The following is a 17580-nucleotide window of genomic DNA, read 5'->3' as shown; positions in this document are numbered from 1 at the left end:
GTATTCGAATTGGACAGCTCTGTGAAACTCGTTCGACTGGCATTCCACCATGCACGGCCCTACTGGGCCTGGATTGCCGCAGTGCTGGTGTTGCAGCTGATCTCCACCATCGCCGCCCTGTACCTGCCCAGCCTCAACGCACAGATCATCGACCTGGGCATTGCGAAGGGGGACACCGACTTCATCTGGTCCACCGGGGTGACCATGGTGGTGGTCTGCCTCGTCCAGGTGGCCACGGCGATTGGCGGCATTTATTTCGGCGCCCGCACGGCCATGGCGATCGGGCGCGACCTGCGGCGCGAGGTGTACTACCGGGTCAACGCCCTGGGCGCCCTGGACCTGAGCCGCTTCGGCACGGCCACGCTGATCACCCGCAACACCAATGACGTCCAGCAGGTGCAGATGCTGGTGCTGATGGCCCTGAACTTCATGGTCTCCACACCCATCATGTGCATTGGCGGGATCATCATGGCACTGCGCGAGGACATTGGGCTGTCCTGGCTGCTGTGGGTGTCCGTGCCGCTGCTGTTCGCGGTGGTCGGATTCCTGGTGGTCAAGCTGTTGCCGCTGTTCCGCCAGATGCAGGACCGCATCGACGACGTCAACGGCGTGCTGCGCGAACAAATCACCGGCATCCGGGTGATTCGGGCCTTCGTGCGGGAAACGTTTGAAGCGGAGCGCTACCGGGAGGCGAACCTGTCCCTGACGCGCGTTTCCGTCAAGGTGGGCAACCTGTTTGTGCTCATGTTCCCGGTCATCATGATGATCCTGCACCTGGCCACCGCGGCGGTGCTGTGGTTTGGCGGCCAGCGCGTGGATGCCGGCCAGATGCAGGTGGGCTCGCTGACGGCCTTCCTGCAGTACCTGCTGCAGATCCTGGTGGCCGTCATGATGGGTGTCTTCATGGTGATGATGATCCCCCGGGCGGCCATCTCGGCCGAACGCCTCGACGACGTCCTGGCGGCCGAACCCAGCATGGCCGTGCCCGGGGACAGGGAGCTGCCGGCCGGCCACGCCGTCGAATTTTCCGGCGTCACCTTCGGCTACCCGGGTGCCGAGCGCCCCGTGCTGAACAACGTCAGCTTCACCGCCCTGGCGGGCAAGACCACGGCCATCGTCGGGTCCACGGGGGCGGGCAAGTCCACGCTGCTGAACCTCATCCCCCGCCTCTTCGACCCGCAGGCCGGCACGGTGCGCATCGGTGACGTCGACGTCAGCGAGCTCAGCCGACGGCAAATGGCCGAGCTGGTCGGACTCGTGCCGCAAAAACCGTACCTGTTCTCCGGAACCATCGCCTCCAACCTGAAGTTTGGCCGTCCCGGAGCCGATGACGACGAGCTGTGGGAGGCCCTGCGCGTGGCCCAGGCCAGGGACTTTGTCGCCGACAAGCCCAAGCAGCTCGATGCCCCCATCGCCCAGGGCGGCACCAATGTCTCCGGCGGCCAGCGCCAACGGCTCTGCATTGCCCGCGCCCTGGCGGCCCGGCCCCGGATCTTCCTCTTCGACGACTCCTTTTCCGCCCTGGACGTCACCACTGACCAGAACCTGCGCGAATCCCTGCACGCCGCCACCGGCGGCGCCACGGTCATCATCGTCGCCCAGCGCGTCTCCACGATCCGGGAGGCCGACCACATCATCGTGCTGGACAACGGGGAAGTGGTTGGTTCCGGCACCCACGACGAGCTGCTCCGGCACAATGGGACCTACCGGGAAATCGTCGAGTCACAGCTAAGCATTGAAGGGGTTGCCTGATGGCCCAGCGCGAGAAGGACCACGCCGCGGCCGCGGACCCGGACGGCCTCGAGGAGACGGAGGCCGAGTACCGGCCCACGGAGGCCGACGGCGACATGTTCGGGGGCACCCCGGCGAAGAAGGCCGAGCACTTTTGGCCCTCGGTCAAGCGGCTCGTCGGCCTGCTGCGCCCCGAGCGCGTCACGTTCTCCCTGGTGGTGGCCCTGGTGGCGGCCTCGGTGGTGCTCACGGTCATCGCCCCGAAGATCCTCGGTGCCGCGATGGACGTCATCTTCAACGGCGTGATCGGCGCGCAAATGCCGGCCGGTGTTCCCCGGGAGGCAGTCATTGCGCAGGCGCGGGCCGCCGGCAACGGGCAGTTCGCGGACATGCTGGCCAAGGCCGGCGTCATCCCCGGGCAGGGCATCGACTTCATCGAGCTCAGCCGGCTGATCGTCATTGTGCTCTCCTTGTACATGGTGGCGTCCGTGCTCATGTGGCTGCAGGGCTACCTGCTCAACGCCCTCGTCATGCGGGTCGTGTTCCGCCTGCGCGAGGACATCGAGCGCAAGCTCAACCGCCTGCCCCTGGGCTATTTCGACACCCGCCAGCGCGGGGACCTCATGTCCCGGGTCACCAATGACGTCGACAACATCCAGGCGGCGCTGCAGCAGGCCTTTTCCCAGCTCGTCCAGTCCGCCCTGACGGTCATCGGCATCGGCATCATGATGTTCATCGTCTCCTGGCAGCTGGCCCTGATCGCCTTGATCGCCCTGCCCCTCTCCGCCGTCATTGCCGGTGTGATCGGCGCCCGCTCGCAAAAACTGTTCGCCGCCCAGTGGAAACACACGGGCTCCCTGAACGGGCACGTGGAGGAGACGTTCTCGGGGCTGGAACTGGTCCGCGCCTACGGGCGGGACACGGAGATGCTGGCCGAGTTTGACGAACGCAACGAGCGTCTGTTCAAGGCCTCCTTCGGCGCCCAATTCGTCTCCGGCATGATCATGCCGGCCATGCAGTTCGTCTCCTACCTCTCCTACGCGCTGGTGGCCGTCGTGGGCGGCCTGCGGGTGGCCACGGGCGGCATGACCCTGGGGGATGCGACGGCGTTCATCCAGTACTCGCGCGAGTTCTCCCAGCCAATCGGGCAGATGGCCGGCATCGCCAACATGATTCAGTCCGGCGTGGCCTCGGCCGAGCGGACCTTTGAGATCCTCGACGCGCCGGAGCAGGAAGCCGAGGAGGAGTCGGTGGAACTGCCCGGGCAGGCCGACGGCCAGGTCCGTTTTGACCACGTCGCCTTCCGCTACTCGGACGACGCCCCGCTGATCCGGGACGTGTCCTTCACCGTGGAGCCGGGGCAGACGGTGGCGATCGTGGGACCCACCGGCGCCGGCAAGACCACCCTGGTTAACCTGGTCATGCGGTTTTACGAGCTCACCGGGGGGCGGATCCTGCTCGACGGGGTGGATACCCGCACGCTCTCGCGCGAACAGGTACGCTCCCAGGTGGGCATGGTGCTCCAGGATGCGTGGCTGTTTGAGGGCACCATCCGCGAGAACATCCGCTACGGCCGCCTCGATGCCACCGACCAGGAGATCATCGCCGCCGCGGAGGCCACCATGGTGGACCGGTTCGTCCGCCAGCTCCCCGACGGCTATGACACGGTCATTGATGCCGACGGCGGCACGGTCTCCACCGGTGAACGGCAGCTGATCACCATCGCCCGCGCGTTCATCGCGAACCCGTCGCTGCTGATCCTGGACGAGGCAACGTCGTCCGTGGACACGCGCACGGAGCTGCTGGTCCAGCACGCGATGGCCGCGCTGCGCACCGACCGGACCTCCTTTGTCATCGCGCACCGGCTCTCCACCATCCGCGACGCCCACACCATCTTGGTCATGGAGGACGGGGACATCGTCGAGCACGGCACGCACGATGAGCTGTTGGCCCGCAGGGGCGCCTATTTCACGCTGTACAGCACGCAGTTCCGCGGCGGGGAGGAGATTGACGACGCCGCCCTGGCGGCGGCGCCGGGAGCGCCCTAGCTGTACTCGGCCATTAGGTTGGTGACACCCGGTTGATGGGAGTTGTTCCGATGCCGGTGTGGATGCGTTCATTGTTGTAGTAGTGGAGCCAGGGTGCAAGGGCTGCGGCTCTTTCGGTGTTGCTGGTGAATATTTGGCGGTAGGCCCATTCTGTTTGGAGGGTCCGGTTGAGGCGTTCGACTTTGCCGTTGGTCCAGGGGCAGTGGGGTTTGATGAAGCGTTGTTCGGCCCCGATGTCGGCAACAGCCTGTTTGAAGACCGCTGAGTTCCGGTAGGCGAAGGCGTTGTCGGAAAGGACGCGTTCGATGCGGGCAATTCCCTGGGTCGCGAAGAAAGCCGCGGCCCGTCGCAGGACGCCGGCGGCGGTGGTGCCTTTCTCGTCGGCGTGGATCTCGGCGTAGGCCAGGCGGCTGTGGTCATCAATGACGGCATGGACGTAGTCGTAGCCGATGCCGCGGCCCCGGACTGCCTCGCGGCGTCCGTGAGCCCGCCAGCCACCGCCGTCGGGAATGCGACCGAGTTTCTTCACGTCGATGTGGACGAGGTCGCCCGGGTGTGCGCGTTCGTAGCGGCGCACGGTTGCGCGGGAGGCTCGGATCAGGTTCCCGGTGAGCGGATCACACCAGGGCCGGGGTGGCACTCCATGGCGTCGCAGGATCCGGGAGACGGTCCGTGCCGACACCCCGGTCGCGGCGGCGATCCGTGCCGGTCCGGCCCGGAGCGCCCGCCGGCTCCGCAGCACTTTTTCTTCGAGCTGCGCCGAGGTTTTGGACGGGGTGTGAAACGGTCGACTGGAGCGGTCTTGCAGCCCGGCGCTGCCTTCGCTGCGGTAGCGGCGGAGCCACCGGTAGGCGCATTGGCGTGAGACCCCGAGTTCCTTGGCCACGTGGGCGGCAGGCCGGCCGGCGAGTATCCGCTCGACGAGTAATTCACGGCCATGAACAGTCAATCGTGCATTAGCGTAGGACATGAGAACCTCCGGGAAGTGCGGGAATTAGACAACTCCACTAAGCCCGGAGGTTCTCCTATTTTGCAAGCCCCAAAGTGTCACCAACCTCGTGGCCCAGTACACCTAGCGCAGCAGGGTGTCGATCAGGCGGGCGGCGACCTTGGCCGTGCGGTTGTCCACGTCAAACTCCGGGTTCAGCTCCGCAACGTCCGCGTGGAACAACTTTCCGCTGAGGGCCACCTGCCGGCACACGGCCGCTATGGTTGCCAGCGGCACCCCGTACGCCGCCGGTGCGCTGACCCCGGGCGCCACTGACGCCGGCAGCACGTCCAGGTCAATCGTCAGGTACACCGCGTCCACGGTTTCCAGGAACGCGGCCACAAATCCGGCCGTCCGCTCCGCCGTGCAGTCCTCGTCCAGCAGGTATTTCACGTCGAGTTCGTGCGCGGTCTCGAACAGGGTTCGCGTGTTGTTGGGTTCGCTGATGCCCACGACGGCGTAATTCAGTGCCCGCCCCGCGGCGGCTTCCGCGCGGGCCATCTGCAGGAACGGCGTGCCGGAGCTGGGCGTCGGGGCGTCGCGCAGGTCAAAGTGGGCGTCCAGGTTCAGCACCCCCAGCCGGGCGCCGTTGGCGACGGCGGCGGTCCCGGCCACGCCAAGATAGCTGGCAAATGCGGTTTCGTGGCCGCCGCCGACCATCAGGGTGAGGTGGCCGGCGTCGAGCAGCCGGGTCAGTGCGCGGCCGGCACGTTCCTGGCCGTCCTCCAGCGCCTCCCCGGCCACCACGACGTCGCCCACGTCCAGCACGGGGCGTTCGCCGTGGAAGGCCAGCGACGCCAGCGCGGCCCGGATGGCCGCCGGGGCGGCGACGGCGCCCACCCGGCCCTTGTTGCGGCGCACGCCCTCATCGGAGCAAAAACCCAGCAGCGCGGCCGGCCCGGCCGAGGCCGCATTTTCGCGGGCCGCCACGGCGGCGGCGTCGAGCGCCCCGCCCGGGGTGGAGACGGCCTGCCACCAGCGGCGGTGCCCGGGGCCCTCGCCGTCGTTCCTCCCGGTCCAGGCGGCAGGGGCGGTGTCCACGGCAAGCAATGAGAAGTCCATGATTCCAGAGAACCCCAGACCGGGCAGGAATGCCAGCCGGCCCGGGCCCCTGCCGTCTGGCATCGCAGACTCCGCCGGCCACAAAACAAGACTGACCCGCAATACATGTCGAAAAAATCACGATTTTCGCGTTTTTTCAACATCTATTGCGGGTCACTTCATGCAGGGGCTACTTGATCCCGAACCACTCCTCGACGGTGCCGATGCCGAAGAACAGCAGGAAGGCGGCGGCCACAGCCCACATGAGCGGGTGGATTTCCTTGGCCCGGCCCTGGAACAGGCGGATGAACACATAGGCGACGAACCCGGCACCCAGGCCGTTGGCGATCGAGTACGTGAACGGCATAAGCGTGAACGTCAGGAACGCCGGGATGGCGATGCCCCAGTCGGACCAGTCGATCTTGCCCACCTGGGCGACCATCATGAAACCAACCACCACCAGCGCGGGGGCCACGGCCTCGAACGGGACCAGCTTGATCAGCGGGGTGACGAACATCGCCACCAGCAGCAGCAACCCGGTCACAATGGAGGCCAGGCCGGTGCGGGCACCCTCGCCGATGCCGGCGCCGGATTCGACGTAGATCTGGTTCGACGACGTGGACGCGCCACCGCCGGCGATCGCACCAAACGCGTCCACCAGCAGTACGCGGTCCACGTTGGGGATGGTGCCGTCCGCCCGCAGCGAGCCGGCCTCGCCGGCCAGGCCCACCATGGTGCCCATGGCGTCAAAGAAGATGCTCAGCAAGATCACAAACGCCAGCAGCGCCGCCGCCAGCCCGCCCAGGTGGACGAACGCTCCGAACAGGTTGAACTGGCCGATCAGGCTCAGGTCCGGCAGCGACCACTGGGAAAGCTCCGGGGACACCAGCGACCAGCCGGCCGGGTTGAACGTCTTGCCGTCAAAGGAGGGACCGATGTGGAAGATCATTTCCAGGGCATTGGCCAAGATGGTCGAGCCGATGATGCCGATCAGGATGGCGCCGCGGATCTTGCGCACCACCAGCACGATCGTGAGCACCAGGCCCAGCACGAACACCAGCGTGGGCCAGCCGGTGAGCTTGCCGTCAAAACCCAGCCCCACCGGAACCGTGGTGCCGGCCACGTCCGGGATGCGGCGCACAAAGCCGGCGTTGACCAACCCGATCAACGCAATGAAAAGGCCAATGCCCACCACAATGGCGGTCTTCAACCCTTCCGGCACGGCCCGGAACACGGCGGTGCGGAAGCCGGTGAGCACCAGGATGAACATGGTGATGCCGGAAATCATGACCAGGCCCATCATGTCCGGCCAGGTCAGCCCCGGGTTCGCCACCACGGTGACGGCCACAAACGCGTTCACGCCCAGCCCGGTCGCCAGCGCAAACGGGTGCTTGGCCCAGGCGCCCATCAGGATGGTCAGGATGCCGGCCACAAACGCGGTCGCCGCGGCGACCCGTTCCAGGCCCAGGTGATTGCCGGCGGAGTCGGCCACGTTGAGGATGAGCGGGTTGAGCACCACGATGTAGCTCATGGCGAAGAAGGTGGCGAAGCCGCCGCGGATCTCGCGCGAATAGTTCGATCCGCGCTCGGTAATCATGAAATATTTATCGACCGCAGACATGCGAACAGCCGTCTTGGTTGCCATAGGGTGACCCTCCGGGGCAGATGGGAAAGTGATGGGAAAAGAAAGGGGTTCGAGCAAATGATAGCGTGTCCGCGGCCGGGGCATGATAACGGTCACGTTCGTTACTTTGTGCCAGCCCGGCGCCAGACGCCGGCGCGCCGTGGTTCCCCCGCCGCCAGGGGTGCCGGGTTTATTGGGGAACTTCCCATTTTTGCGCGTTATGGTGAGGGTGCCGCTTTCTCCGACGTTAGGATCAACCGCCGTGACCAGCCCCTCCCGCCCGCGCGTTAATGAGACGAACATGACACCGCCGGGAGCTGCCGCCGGCACCAGGGCCGCGGCGGCGCGGGCGACCGGCGCCCGGGTCTTGTGGCGCGCCCTGGCGAGCGCCGCCGTCGTGCTGGTGGCCCTGACGGGCGGATCCTCCGTAGCCCTGGCCCACGACAGCGAGGTCTCCACGAGCCCCGCGAACGGCGCCACGGTGGCGACCATGCCGGAGCACGTCACGGTCACCATGAGCGACACTCCGGCCGCCATCGGCGCGGAGATCAAGGTGCTGGACGCGGCGGGCACCAACTGGTCCGAGGGCAGGGTCGGCGTGCTGGACGCCGTGGCCACGCAGCAGGTCAAGCCCGGGGCGCCGGCCGGCACGTATACGGTGCAGTGGCGGCTGGTGTCCTCCGACACCCACCCGGTGGAGGGCGAGTTTGCGTTCACGACCACCGCGTCGGGATCGGGCGCGGCGGCCGGGCCGGTGCAATCCCTGCAGCAGACCCAAATCCCGGTGGCCGAGCAGGCACCGGTGACCGGCGGCGTGCCGTGGAGCATCTTCGCGCTGATCGGTGTGCTCGTGGTGGTGGTCGCGGCCCTGCTGGTGGTGGCCCGGCGCCGGCTGAAACTCGACGACTAGGCCGCAGGCTAGACCGGGAGGGCCGCGCCTTCGCGCAGGGYCACCCGGGCCGAGATCGACTGGCCGGCCCGCTTGGCCTGGTGCAGGATTTCCTGCGTGCTCGGCGTCACCAGCTCGCCCACGCCCACCAGGTACAGGCCCAGGGCGTGCATGGCCGCGGCGAGGTCGTGGCCGCTGCCGATGCCCAGGCTGCGCAGGAGGCGGCGCAGCTGGTTCAAGGCCCCGCGGGTGAAGACAATGCTGTGCGCGGTCAGGGTGCCGGTGGCCGTGCGCACCGTCCATTGACGCTCCGTGGGGGGCCGGTGGCTGTGCAGGCGCAGTTCCAGGGCGCACGTGGCCGGGCGGATGTCCAGCGCGTGGCGGCGGGCGTAGTGCTCGAGCAAGCGCAGGATGTCGGAGCGCTCGCTGAGGGCGTCAAGGCTGATGCCGCCGGTGGCCGGCGCGGGCGCACCGTGGCCCGGTGCGTTGGTGCCGAGGGGCCGGAAGCTGTCCACCACGATCGCCGGAATGCCTTGCCGATTCAGCTCCGCCGCCATCGCCAGGCCGGAGAACCCGGAGCCGATCACGATGGTGGTCGTGGATTCCGTGCCCGCGGCCGTGGGGTGCGGACCCGCAACCAGGGCAGGGGTCGACGTGGGGGTCATGGCAAAAAGCCTCCTCGAACGGTAGGAGAACTACGGGCGGTGCCGCCGGGAGCTGGCTGCACCATATTGACAAAAATCCGTGTTGCCTCAAGCGTGTGATGATCAAATTCAGCGTTTGTAAAATCCGTGCTGCCTAAAATCCGGCCGTTTCCAATTTATAACCGTTAGCCCAAATATGTGGCGTGGAACACGCTTTTAAGATCGGCATCATTTTGAACCATACAGAGGTTTTCCGGTACTTGGTAGGGGCGCGCCAAGTCCTTCGATTGGAGATAACGCCAACGCCCCAAAAGCGGCCCGCCGCGCCCCGGTTGCGGCGGCCAAAAACACGGCGGGGAAGTTCGTGCGCGTGCAACTTGACGCACAATCGGGAACAGACAATAGTCACAGGTACAGGTCGCAATGGGCGGGAGGGCTGACGTCTTCGCTCCATGCGGCAAACGAATATCAGGAGGTGCAGCATGAGCAATCCGACGGAGAATTCCCCGGTTGCCCAGCCCGACCCCATCCCCGCGCCCACCGGCATCGTGGTGGGCATTGACGGCTCGGATCAAAGCAACTGCGCCTTGGTGTGGGCCGCCCGCGAAGCAAAGCTGAGGAAGTTGCCCCTGCACCTGGTGACGGCCTACACGGTCCCCATTTTCGCCGCCTCCGGACTGGACGGCGGTTACGCCACCGTGGACGACGACGTCATCCGGCAGGGCGCGGAGGCCGTCCTGCGCGAGGCGGCCGCGAAGGTGGCCCACCTCGAGGTGGAGGTCGACGCCCGGGTGGAAAACGGCGATGCCGCCGGTGTACTCCTTGAAATGAGTGAGACCGCCGAGCTGTTGGTGTTTGGTTCCCGGGGCCGCGGCGGCTTCATCGGCCGGTTGCTGGGCAGTGTCAGCTCGGCGTTGCCGGCACACTCCAAGTGCCCCACCGTCACGGTTCCGCTGAGTTGCGCGGCGCGGCTGGGCGAGGCCGGACCGGACACGGCACCGCCGCGCGAGATCGAAGCGGTGATCACGGTCGGCGTTGACGGCTCGGATCAGGCCCGCTACGCGGTCTTGGTGGCGGCCGAGGAGGCCGAGCGGGCCGGAGTGCGGTTGCGGATCATCTGTGCCGTCCAGCCCTACACCGGATCGCTGGCGTGGATGCCGGCGCCCGTGGACCGGGAGGCCTTGTTTGCGGAGATCCAGACCCAGCTGGACGCGGGGGAGGCCTGGCTGCGCAACCATTTCCCCAAGTTGCCCATTGAGGTGCGTCTCGTCGAGGGCTCGGCCGTGGAAGTTCTGGTGAAAGCCTCGGAGACCTCGCAGCTGCTGGTCATGGGCACCCGCGGCCGCGGCGGCTTTGCCGGGATGTTGCTCGGCTCGACCACCGACGGCGTGCGCCACCATGCCAAGGGCCCCGTTATGGTGGTCCGGGACCGTGAGGATCCCCGCCAGGACGACCGTTCCGCGTTTGGGCCGCTGCTGCAGGCCTAACTCCGCCGGGCTCGAGCCTGCCGCCCGGCCGGCTTTCAGTACCGGGCGGCGTACGGGTACAGGTTCATGCCGGACATGTTGGCCAGCGGGGTGACGCCCAGCGGCGTCCCGTAATACAGCGCCTGGACCACCTGGCCGTTGCCGATGTAGATGGCGATATGGCCAAAGTTGCCGTGGCCGTCACTATCAAAGACCAGCAGGTCGCCGTAGCGCATCTGGGACAGCGGCACGCGCTGCGGGGCGGCCCAGAACTGTGCGGTGCCCGTGCGCGGGACCGAGACGCCGGCCGCGGCAAACGCCTGCTGGACCAGTCCGGAGCAGTCATAGGAGTTGGGTCCGTTGCCGCCCCATGCGTAGGGCTTGCCCCGCTGCGCCATGGCGAAATTGACCATGACCTGTATGTGCGAGCCGGCCGGCTGCACCGGCGCGGGCGGCGCGGGCGGCGCGACGGGCGGCTGGGGCTTGGGTGCGGGGGGCTGTGGCRCCTGCGCCGGCGGGGGTGTGGGCCGTACGACGGGCGGGGCCGGCGGAGTCGCTGCCGGCGGCTGCTGTGCAGTCGTGGTGGGCGCCGGACGCGGCGGCACGGGCGCCGGGGCGCGGTTCGACGCGGCGATCTGGGCCCGCAGGGACTCCTGGCGGGCCTTTTCCGCCAGCGCGTCCACCCGGGCGCCTTCCAGAGCCACGGTGGTGTTGTGCAGGGTGGCCAGTTGCTGCACCAGGACGCCGCGCTGGGCCGCGTTGTCCTTCACGACCGCCGCCTGGGTGGCGGCGGCGTCCTGGGCCTCTGTCTTGGAGTCGGTTGCGGCCGCGGCGGCTTGGTCCGCGGCCTTTTGGGCCGCCGCCGCCTGCTGCTGCAGGGCGGCGGAGGTCGCCGCCGCGGCCGCGGCCGAGTCCAGCGTGCGGCTTCGGCTGGCCGTGAGCGCCATCAAGGCTGAGGCCTGGTACAGCGTGTCATCCGTGGTGGAGCTGCCCAACAGGGATTGGAGGCTTGGATTCAGTCCGCCGGACTTGTACAGGCTCCCGGCCAACCGGCCCAGCTCGGACTTGGCCGATTTGTAGTCCCTGGCGGCCGCCGCGGCCTTGGCCCGGGCCACCTCCGCCGCGGTCTTGCGCTGGTCCAGCATCATGAGCGCATCCGTGTACCGGGTGTTGGCGCCCATGGACAGCACGGCGGTCCGCTGCAGCCGGTCCAGGGATGCGTTGAGGATCGCCTCAATCTCGGCGGCCTGGGCCGCGGTTGCGGACTCCGAGGACTTGGCCCGGGCGATGTCCTCGGCGCTGGGCATGTCCGGGCTCGACGGCATCACGCGGGCAAAGGCGGAGCCCGCCGGTGCCAGTCCCTGGAGGGAGGCATGGACGGAGGTTGGGAAGGAAGTCTGGACGGCGGCTTGCGCGGAAGGCACGACGGCGGTGGCGGCCAGGGCGGCGCAGGCCAGCGCGGTCGTTCCACGAACCAAAAAGCGCATACTCATCTCGGAGACCTCACTGCAGATCGTTGGGTAAATGCGCGCCGTCCCAACGGCGGATTTCCGCCCGCGGGCGGCTGCATTTACACGGCAATCACGACACTACGGCCCGTAAGACAACTTTGGCAACAATAGTCACATCAGCAACTTAAACAACATCCTTGTAACCACACCGGTGTCATTTACGCCCATGGGGCCGAGGAACGGGCCCGGCGGCTACCCCCAGCCGAGCTCGTGGAGGCGGTCGTCGCCAATGCCGAAGTGGTGGGCGATCTCATGAACCACCGTCACGGCCACCTCATGAATGACTTGTTCGCGCGATGAGCACATCCCCAGGATTGGATTGCGGAAGATGATGATGCGGTCCGGCAGGGACCCGGACCCCCACCAGGAATCCCGTTCCGTCAGCGGCGTTCCTTCATACAGCCCCAGCAGTACGGTGTCCGGTTCCTCGTGGGGGCCGGGGACGTAGTCGTCCTCGACGAAGATCGCCACATTGTCCATCTCCGCAAGGATGTCCGCGGGGATCTGGGCCAGGGCCTGCTGCACGGCGGCGTCGAATTCGGCCTCGCCCATGGCGAAGGGGCCAAAGGACGGTATTGAGGCCAAAGGGTTGAAGCTCATGTCATCAGCCTAGTGTTCGGCTCGAATCCGCCGTACAGAGCGCCCGGCGGAGCCGCCCGTGTGGCCGCCGGCACAGCGGGCGCCCTCGTTTTGTGTTCTGGCCGAATAGGCCATATAGTTTTTCAAGTCCACTTCGGACGGGACGCGGACAGCCGCGGACCGGTTCGGATGTGACGATGCCCCCATCGTCTAGCGGCCTAGGACACCGCCCTTTCACGGCGGCGGCACGGGTTCGAATCCCGTTGGGGGTACGTGGCGAGAGGATATCGGCGGTTCAGCCGGCCCGAAAAGGCTGGTACGATATAATCTCGTGAATTTCGCACGACAGTGTGAAAAGTATGAAAAATGCAACAGCATGAAAATGAAATAGCATGGCCCTGTAGCGCAGTTGGTTAGCGCGCCGCCCTGTCACGGCGGAGGTCGCGGGTTCGAGTCCCGTCAGGGTCGCTCTGGTTTTCCGGTTCATTCCGGAGAATCTGGTGACTAATGCTTTATCAGTTCACCAAGGCTCTGTAGCTCAGTTGGTAGAGCGTTCGACTGAAAATCGAAAGGTCACCGGATCGACGCCGGTCGGAGCCACCAGCCAAAACCCCCGAGTATTCGGGGGTTTTTTGCTTTAACCACCCAGGAATCACGCAAGAATCTCCCAAAACGGCACCGGCGTTGCCCCCCACCTTTGGGATGCATAGGCTTACCGTAAAGGAAACAGGAGCTAAGGAGCTTTTATGGACGGGCACAGCCAGGAGCCGGAATTCCCGCTCGCCACCCCGGACATCGTGCAAGGACGCACGGTCATCGCCGATACCGCGGTGGCGAAGGTGGTCGGCGTTGCCGCCCGTTCGGTGGCCGGGGTGTTCGCCCTGGGCTCCGGGGCCTCACGCTCCCTGGGCGCGATCCGCGACGCCGTCGGGGTCACGGACCTGACCCAGGGGGTCCGGGTGGAGGTCGGTGAGTCCCAGGTGGCCGTGGATATCGTGTTCATGGCCGAATACGGGTACCCGCTCCAGGACCTGGCGGACTCCGTGCGGGCGGCCGTCTACGCGGCGGTCGAGGGACTGGTGGGCCGCAGCGTGATCGAGGTCAACATCGAGATCACCGATGTCCACATTCCCGACGCCGAGAAATTGCCCGCCCGGCCGCGCCTGGCGGAGCGGTTCGGCAGTACCCCGAAGGCGCCCGCGGGGACCGTCGCCGTGACCCCCGCCCAACGTCAGGAGCAGCCGTGAACCCGACCGTGGTGTGTGCAGCCTTTGGCGCCTTTCTGGCCTTCATGGCCCTTGAATTCGGCTTTTGGGGCTTCCTGCTGGCCGCCGTCTTCGTGGCCGTGGGTGCGCTCGTTGGCCGGGCCGTCGGCGGCAAGCTCGACTGGCGCGGCGCCCTGGACGCCCTGAGCGGCCGGCGTTCGTCGTCGTGACGGGACCGGCCCCGATTTCCGGACGAAAATTGGCGGGGCACAACCGCATCAGCACCCAGGCGTTGACGTCCGTGGCCCGGGCGGCCGCCGCGGATGTCCTGGGCGTGCTGCCCGCCCAGGTGCGCGTGTCGTGGGCGGACGACGCCGGCGCCCTGGGTTTGTCCGTGTCGGCCCCCATCAGCGCGCCCCCGCTGGTTGAGGTGCTGCACAGTCCCGCCCGGGTGGCGGCCACCGGCGGCAGCATCCTGGCGCGGGCCACGGCGGCCAAGGCAGTGATCCTGGCGCAGGTGGAACGCCTCACGGGATCGCACGTCAGCCAGGTGAACATGCGCGTCACCGGCATCCAGGCCAGTGACGGGGGGCGCGTCCAATGAGCAGCCCCGCCGGAATGCAGGCCATCAGCGCGCACATCCTCCGGCGCGAAACGCATTCCTCCCGGGCCCCGCTTTCCGTCACGGCCGCCGTCATCGTGACCCTGCTGGCCATTTACGGGCTGCTGGAGGCGTTGTTGCGCGCGCTGGGCCAGCCGCCGTGGCTCCTGGACCCGCCGATCGCCGCGCAACAGCTCACGGAACTGCCGCACGGGCCTTCCGGCGTGCTGCTCACCGTGCTCGGCCTGCTGGTCTTCTTGCTCGGACTGATCTTGTTCGCCCAGGCGGTGCTGCCGGGCCGGCGCGCCCGCCACGTCATCGCGGACCCGCGCGTGGCGGTGGTGGTTGATGATGAGGTCATCGCCTCCGCGCTGGCCCGCCGCGCCCGCGTTGCCGCCGGCGTGAGCCGGGAACAGGTCATGGTGGTCGTAACGGCCCGCACCGTGCACGTAAATGTGCGGCCCACCTCCGGGATTCGGCTGGATGAAGACCAGATCCAGGCGGCCGTGGAGGCCGAGCTGGACGTCATGGGCCTGGAGCCGGCACCCGCGGTGACCGTCAGCCTGGCCGCGACGGGGGTGATCGGCGTATGAACGGCACGCCGCGGGGCCTGAACAGGGTTCTTCTGGGCTTGATCGGGCTGGTATTCATGGCGCTGGGGGCGGCCCTGGCCACACTGGCCACGGTCCCTGCCGCGGGGCGCTGGTGGCAGGGCTGGTCCGCACGGGCGGTGTCCGGACTTGGCGAGCTGGCCCGGGGGACGCACTTCTTCCCCGGTGGCGGCAGCTGGATCTGGCTGGTGGTGGCGGCCGCCCTGCTGCTGATCGCCGTCTGCATGCTGTCGTGGATCGCCAACCAGGGCAAGGGCCGGGCGGGGATCCTGCATTACTATGCCGGTTCCGCGGACGACGACGGCGCCGCCGGCAAGGTCCTGCTCAGTTGCGCCGTGGCCGAGCAGGCGCTCAAGAGTGCCCTGCTCGAGCGCACCGACCTCCTGGGCGTGTCCGTGACGAGCTACGACTTCCGCGGCCGGACGTCGCTGCGGGTCCGGGTCCTGCCGCGGCAGGGCGTGGCCCCGCATGTTGTCGCCGCGGACATTGGCGCCCTGGTGGAGGCCATGGACACGTTGGTCGGTGTTGCGGTGCCGGTGCTGGTCAGTATTGGATCCGGAGCAAGGTCACGGTTCACGAAAGCGGAACGGGTCCGCTAGTCTGTCACCATCCACCCTCGGGTGTACCACCTGCCGGGGGCACGCAGTTCCACGAGAGGGAGTCTGAGATGAGCGAGGATAACGCGCAGAACCCGCAGGGGCAGGCCAAGGACCCGGCCGCCGAAGCCGCCGCCAGGATCAAGGACCTCGCCGGCGATACCGGTGAAAAAGTCAAGGCGTTTGCGCAGGACGCCACAGAAAACTTGCAGGAGTTCGCGCAGGACGCGACCGAAAACGTGAAGGAGTTCGCGCAGGACGCGACCGAAAACGTCAAGGGCTTCGGCGCCAAGCTGGCGGGCCTGTTCAAGCGAGAGAAGTAACCCACCGCGGCGTGAGCCGGTTTTAGGCCGCGGCCGGGCCACTGCGGGTGCGGCCGTGGGTTCGCCCTGCCCGCCGCGTTACCGTCGCCGGTCGAACGCGGAAAAGTCGGGTAAGCCCGATAAATTGCGGCGCCAGCGCATCATGGGGCGCGGCCGATTCGGGCCGGGAAGCCATGGGCTGGTCCGTTCATAATGAAATGGTCACAATTTTGCGTAAGCGCTTGCACTGGTGCCTTTCCCGTTACTAGAGTGAGCCGCATCACCTCAAGACCGCACGCAAGCACCGGCGTGCCGTTGCTCCACTTTTACTTACGGGAAAGAGTTTGGAATGAGACACTCAACCAGATTTGCGGGATTGGCCGCTGCATCGGTCCTGGCCATGACGCTGGCGGCCTGCGGCGGGGGCGGCAGCGGCGGAACCGGGGGAGGCGGCGGGGATGCCGCGAACAACCTGGACGGCCGCGGGCCGATCACTTATGTCCAGGGCAAGGACAACTCCAACGTCGTCCGTCCGCTGGTGGACAAATGGAACGCCGCGCACCCGAACGAGAAGGTGACCTTCAAGGAGCAATCGGACAAGGCAGACCAGCAGCACGATGACCTGGTCAAGAACTTCCAGGCCAAGACGGCCGGTTACGACGTCGTGGACGTTGACGTGGTGTGGACCGCGGAATTTGCGGCCAAGGGCTGGCTGCAGCCGCTCAAGGACAAGCTGGCCTTTGACACCTCAGGGTTCCTGCCGGCCACCGTGGCCACCGGAACGTACAAGGACGTCCTCTATGCGGCCCCGCAAACCTCCGATGGCGGCATGCTGTACTACCGCAAGGACCTTGTCCCCACCCCACCCAAGACCTGGGAGGAGATGATGGGCATGTGCTCCATCGCCAAGGCCAAGAACATTGACTGCTACGCGGGCCAGTTCTCCCAGTATGAGGGCCTGACCGTCAACGTGGCCGAGGCCATCAACACCGCGGGCGGCACCGTGGTCGATAAGAACGGCAAGGCCACCGTGGACAGCGCCGACGCCAAGGCCGGGCTGAACAACCTGGTGCAGGCCTACAAGGACGGCAACATCCCCAAGCAGGCCATCACCTACCAGGAGGAGCAGGGCCGGCAGTCCTTTGAGGCCGGCAAGCTGCTGTTCCTGCGCAACTGGCCGTATGTGTTCAACCTGGCCAAGACCGACGGGTCCTCCGTGGTCAAGGACAAGTACGCCGTGGCCCCGCTGCCCGGCAAGGACGGCCCCGGCGCATCCTCGCTGGGTGGCCACAACATGGCGATCAACGTCTACTCCAAGTACAAGGCCACGGCCAAGGACTTCCTGGCGTTCATGACCAGCGTTGAGACGGAGAAGTTCTACGCGACCCAAGGCTCCCTGGCCCCGGTTCGCGCCGAGCTGTACAAGGATGCGGCACTGGTTGCGAAACTGCCGTACCTGCCCGTGCTGCTGACCTCGATCGAGAACGCCGTGCCGCGCCCCGTGAGCCCCTTCTACCCGGCGGTCACGCTCGCCGTGCAGCAAAACAGTTTCGCCGCCATCAAGGGTGACAAGACCGTTGACCAGGCCCTGGCGGACATGCAAAACGCCATCAACTCGGCCGGCGCGCAGTAACCATCGGCGTCTTCCGCGTGGTGTGCCGGCCACCTGTGTTGTAGGGCCGCCGGCACACCATCGGAACGCTTCACCGCTGCGGTGGTGAAAAACGTTTTTGTGGTGAAAGGA

The 17580-nt window shown here is 67.0% G+C and carries 17 protein-coding genes and 3 tRNA genes; 14 read left to right on the top strand and 6 right to left on the bottom strand.

Annotated elements, in window-relative coordinates:
- The first annotated feature begins 21 nt into the window (after positions 1 to 21).
- Positions 22 to 1752, top strand: a complete 1731-nt coding sequence (locus tag AB4Y80_RS05205) for an ABC transporter ATP-binding protein (protein ID WP_442212349.1) — start codon at positions 22 to 24, stop codon at positions 1750 to 1752.
- Complete coding sequence (locus AB4Y80_RS05200; RefSeq protein WP_442212347.1) at positions 1752 to 3779, top strand: ABC transporter ATP-binding protein; 2028 nt, start codon at positions 1752 to 1754, stop codon at positions 3777 to 3779. The genes AB4Y80_RS05205 and AB4Y80_RS05200 overlap by 1 nt, the downstream gene beginning before the upstream one ends.
- A 13-nt stretch (positions 3780 to 3792) precedes the next feature.
- On the opposite strand, the gene AB4Y80_RS05195 is transcribed toward AB4Y80_RS05200, so the two are convergent.
- The 3 genes from AB4Y80_RS05195 to AB4Y80_RS05185 all read right to left on the bottom strand — a co-directional run bounded on the left by AB4Y80_RS05195 (position 3793) and on the right by AB4Y80_RS05185 (position 7453).
- Positions 3793 to 4749: an IS481 family transposase gene (locus AB4Y80_RS05195; protein ID WP_442212345.1), complete on the bottom strand. Its 957-nt coding sequence runs from the start codon at positions 4747 to 4749 to the stop codon at positions 3793 to 3795.
- A 102-nt stretch (positions 4750 to 4851) separates the two neighbouring features.
- Entirely contained in the window at positions 4852 to 5829 is a 978-nt protein-coding gene (hutG, locus tag AB4Y80_RS05190; RefSeq protein WP_442212343.1) for a formimidoylglutamase, read from the bottom strand.
- Between the two features lie 169 nt (positions 5830 to 5998).
- On the bottom strand, positions 5999 to 7453 hold the full coding sequence (locus AB4Y80_RS05185; protein WP_442212341.1) for an NCS2 family permease: 1455 nt from the start codon (positions 7451 to 7453) through the stop codon (positions 5999 to 6001).
- 280 nt (positions 7454 to 7733) lie between these two features.
- Here AB4Y80_RS05185 and AB4Y80_RS05180 point away from each other — a divergent pair, with 280 nt between their 5' ends.
- Positions 7734 to 8342 (top strand): copper resistance CopC family protein, encoded by a 609-nt coding sequence (locus tag AB4Y80_RS05180; protein WP_442212339.1) that lies wholly within the window; start codon positions 7734 to 7736, stop codon positions 8340 to 8342.
- A gap of 8 nt (positions 8343 to 8350) precedes the next feature.
- Here the strand turns inward: AB4Y80_RS05180 and AB4Y80_RS05175 are convergent, their stop codons facing one another.
- Complete coding sequence (locus AB4Y80_RS05175) at positions 8351 to 8986, bottom strand: FAD-binding protein (protein WP_442212338.1); 636 nt, start codon at positions 8984 to 8986, stop codon at positions 8351 to 8353.
- Between the two features lie 461 nt (positions 8987 to 9447).
- Between AB4Y80_RS05175 and AB4Y80_RS05170 the strand changes: the two genes are divergently transcribed.
- On the top strand, positions 9448 to 10452 hold the full coding sequence (locus tag AB4Y80_RS05170) for a universal stress protein (protein WP_442212336.1): 1005 nt from the start codon (positions 9448 to 9450) through the stop codon (positions 10450 to 10452).
- Between the two features lie 35 nt (positions 10453 to 10487).
- Here AB4Y80_RS05170 and AB4Y80_RS05165 read toward each other — a convergent pair whose 3' ends face one another.
- Together AB4Y80_RS05165 and AB4Y80_RS05160 are read right to left on the bottom strand one after the other, a co-directional pair.
- Positions 10488 to 11924, bottom strand: a complete 1437-nt coding sequence (locus AB4Y80_RS05165; RefSeq protein ID WP_442212334.1) for a C40 family peptidase — start codon at positions 11922 to 11924, stop codon at positions 10488 to 10490.
- 210 nt (positions 11925 to 12134) lie between these two features.
- Positions 12135 to 12542: a metallopeptidase family protein gene (locus AB4Y80_RS05160; RefSeq protein ID WP_442212332.1), complete on the bottom strand. Its 408-nt coding sequence runs from the start codon at positions 12540 to 12542 to the stop codon at positions 12135 to 12137.
- A gap of 178 nt (positions 12543 to 12720) precedes the next feature.
- On the opposite strand from AB4Y80_RS05160, the gene AB4Y80_RS05155 reads away from it, so the two are divergent.
- The 10 genes from AB4Y80_RS05155 (at position 12721) to AB4Y80_RS05110 (ending at position 17469) form a co-directional block, all read left to right on the top strand.
- Positions 12721 to 12793: transfer RNA gene (locus tag AB4Y80_RS05155), tRNA-Glu, on the top strand.
- A 122-nt stretch (positions 12794 to 12915) separates the two neighbouring features.
- Positions 12916 to 12989: transfer RNA gene (locus AB4Y80_RS05150), tRNA-Asp, on the top strand.
- A 59-nt stretch (positions 12990 to 13048) separates the two neighbouring features.
- A tRNA-Phe gene (locus AB4Y80_RS05145) sits at positions 13049 to 13124 on the top strand.
- Between the two features lie 143 nt (positions 13125 to 13267).
- Entirely contained in the window at positions 13268 to 13768 is a 501-nt protein-coding gene (locus AB4Y80_RS05140; protein ID WP_442212330.1) for an Asp23/Gls24 family envelope stress response protein, read from the top strand.
- Entirely contained in the window at positions 13765 to 13956 is a 192-nt protein-coding gene (locus AB4Y80_RS05135; protein WP_442212328.1) for a DUF2273 domain-containing protein, read from the top strand. The genes AB4Y80_RS05140 and AB4Y80_RS05135 overlap by 4 nt, the downstream gene beginning before the upstream one ends.
- Before the next feature lie 29 nt (positions 13957 to 13985).
- The gene (locus AB4Y80_RS05130) at positions 13986 to 14330 is read left to right on the top strand and encodes a hypothetical protein (protein WP_442212326.1); all 345 of its coding nucleotides are present in this window, start codon (positions 13986 to 13988) and stop codon (positions 14328 to 14330) included.
- Entirely contained in the window at positions 14327 to 14920 is a 594-nt protein-coding gene (locus tag AB4Y80_RS05125; protein WP_442212325.1) for a DUF6286 domain-containing protein, read from the top strand. Before AB4Y80_RS05130 ends, AB4Y80_RS05125 begins: the two co-directional genes overlap by 4 nt.
- On the top strand, positions 14917 to 15537 hold the full coding sequence (locus tag AB4Y80_RS05120) for a hypothetical protein (RefSeq protein WP_442212324.1): 621 nt from the start codon (positions 14917 to 14919) through the stop codon (positions 15535 to 15537). The genes AB4Y80_RS05125 and AB4Y80_RS05120 overlap by 4 nt, the downstream gene beginning before the upstream one ends.
- 68 nt (positions 15538 to 15605) lie before the next feature.
- Positions 15606 to 15857, top strand: a complete 252-nt coding sequence (locus AB4Y80_RS05115; protein ID WP_442212322.1) for a CsbD family protein — start codon at positions 15606 to 15608, stop codon at positions 15855 to 15857.
- A 328-nt stretch (positions 15858 to 16185) separates the two neighbouring features.
- Complete coding sequence (locus AB4Y80_RS05110) at positions 16186 to 17469, top strand: ABC transporter substrate-binding protein (RefSeq protein ID WP_442212321.1); 1284 nt, start codon at positions 16186 to 16188, stop codon at positions 17467 to 17469.
- The last annotated feature ends 111 nt before the right edge of the window (positions 17470 to 17580 follow it).

This window comes from Specibacter sp. RAF43 (assembly GCF_052114065.1).
Lineage (GTDB): Bacteria > Actinomycetota > Actinomycetes > Actinomycetales > Micrococcaceae > Specibacter.
Note: the sequence above shows the minus strand (reverse complement) of the source record. Positions and strands in the feature narration are given on the sequence as shown.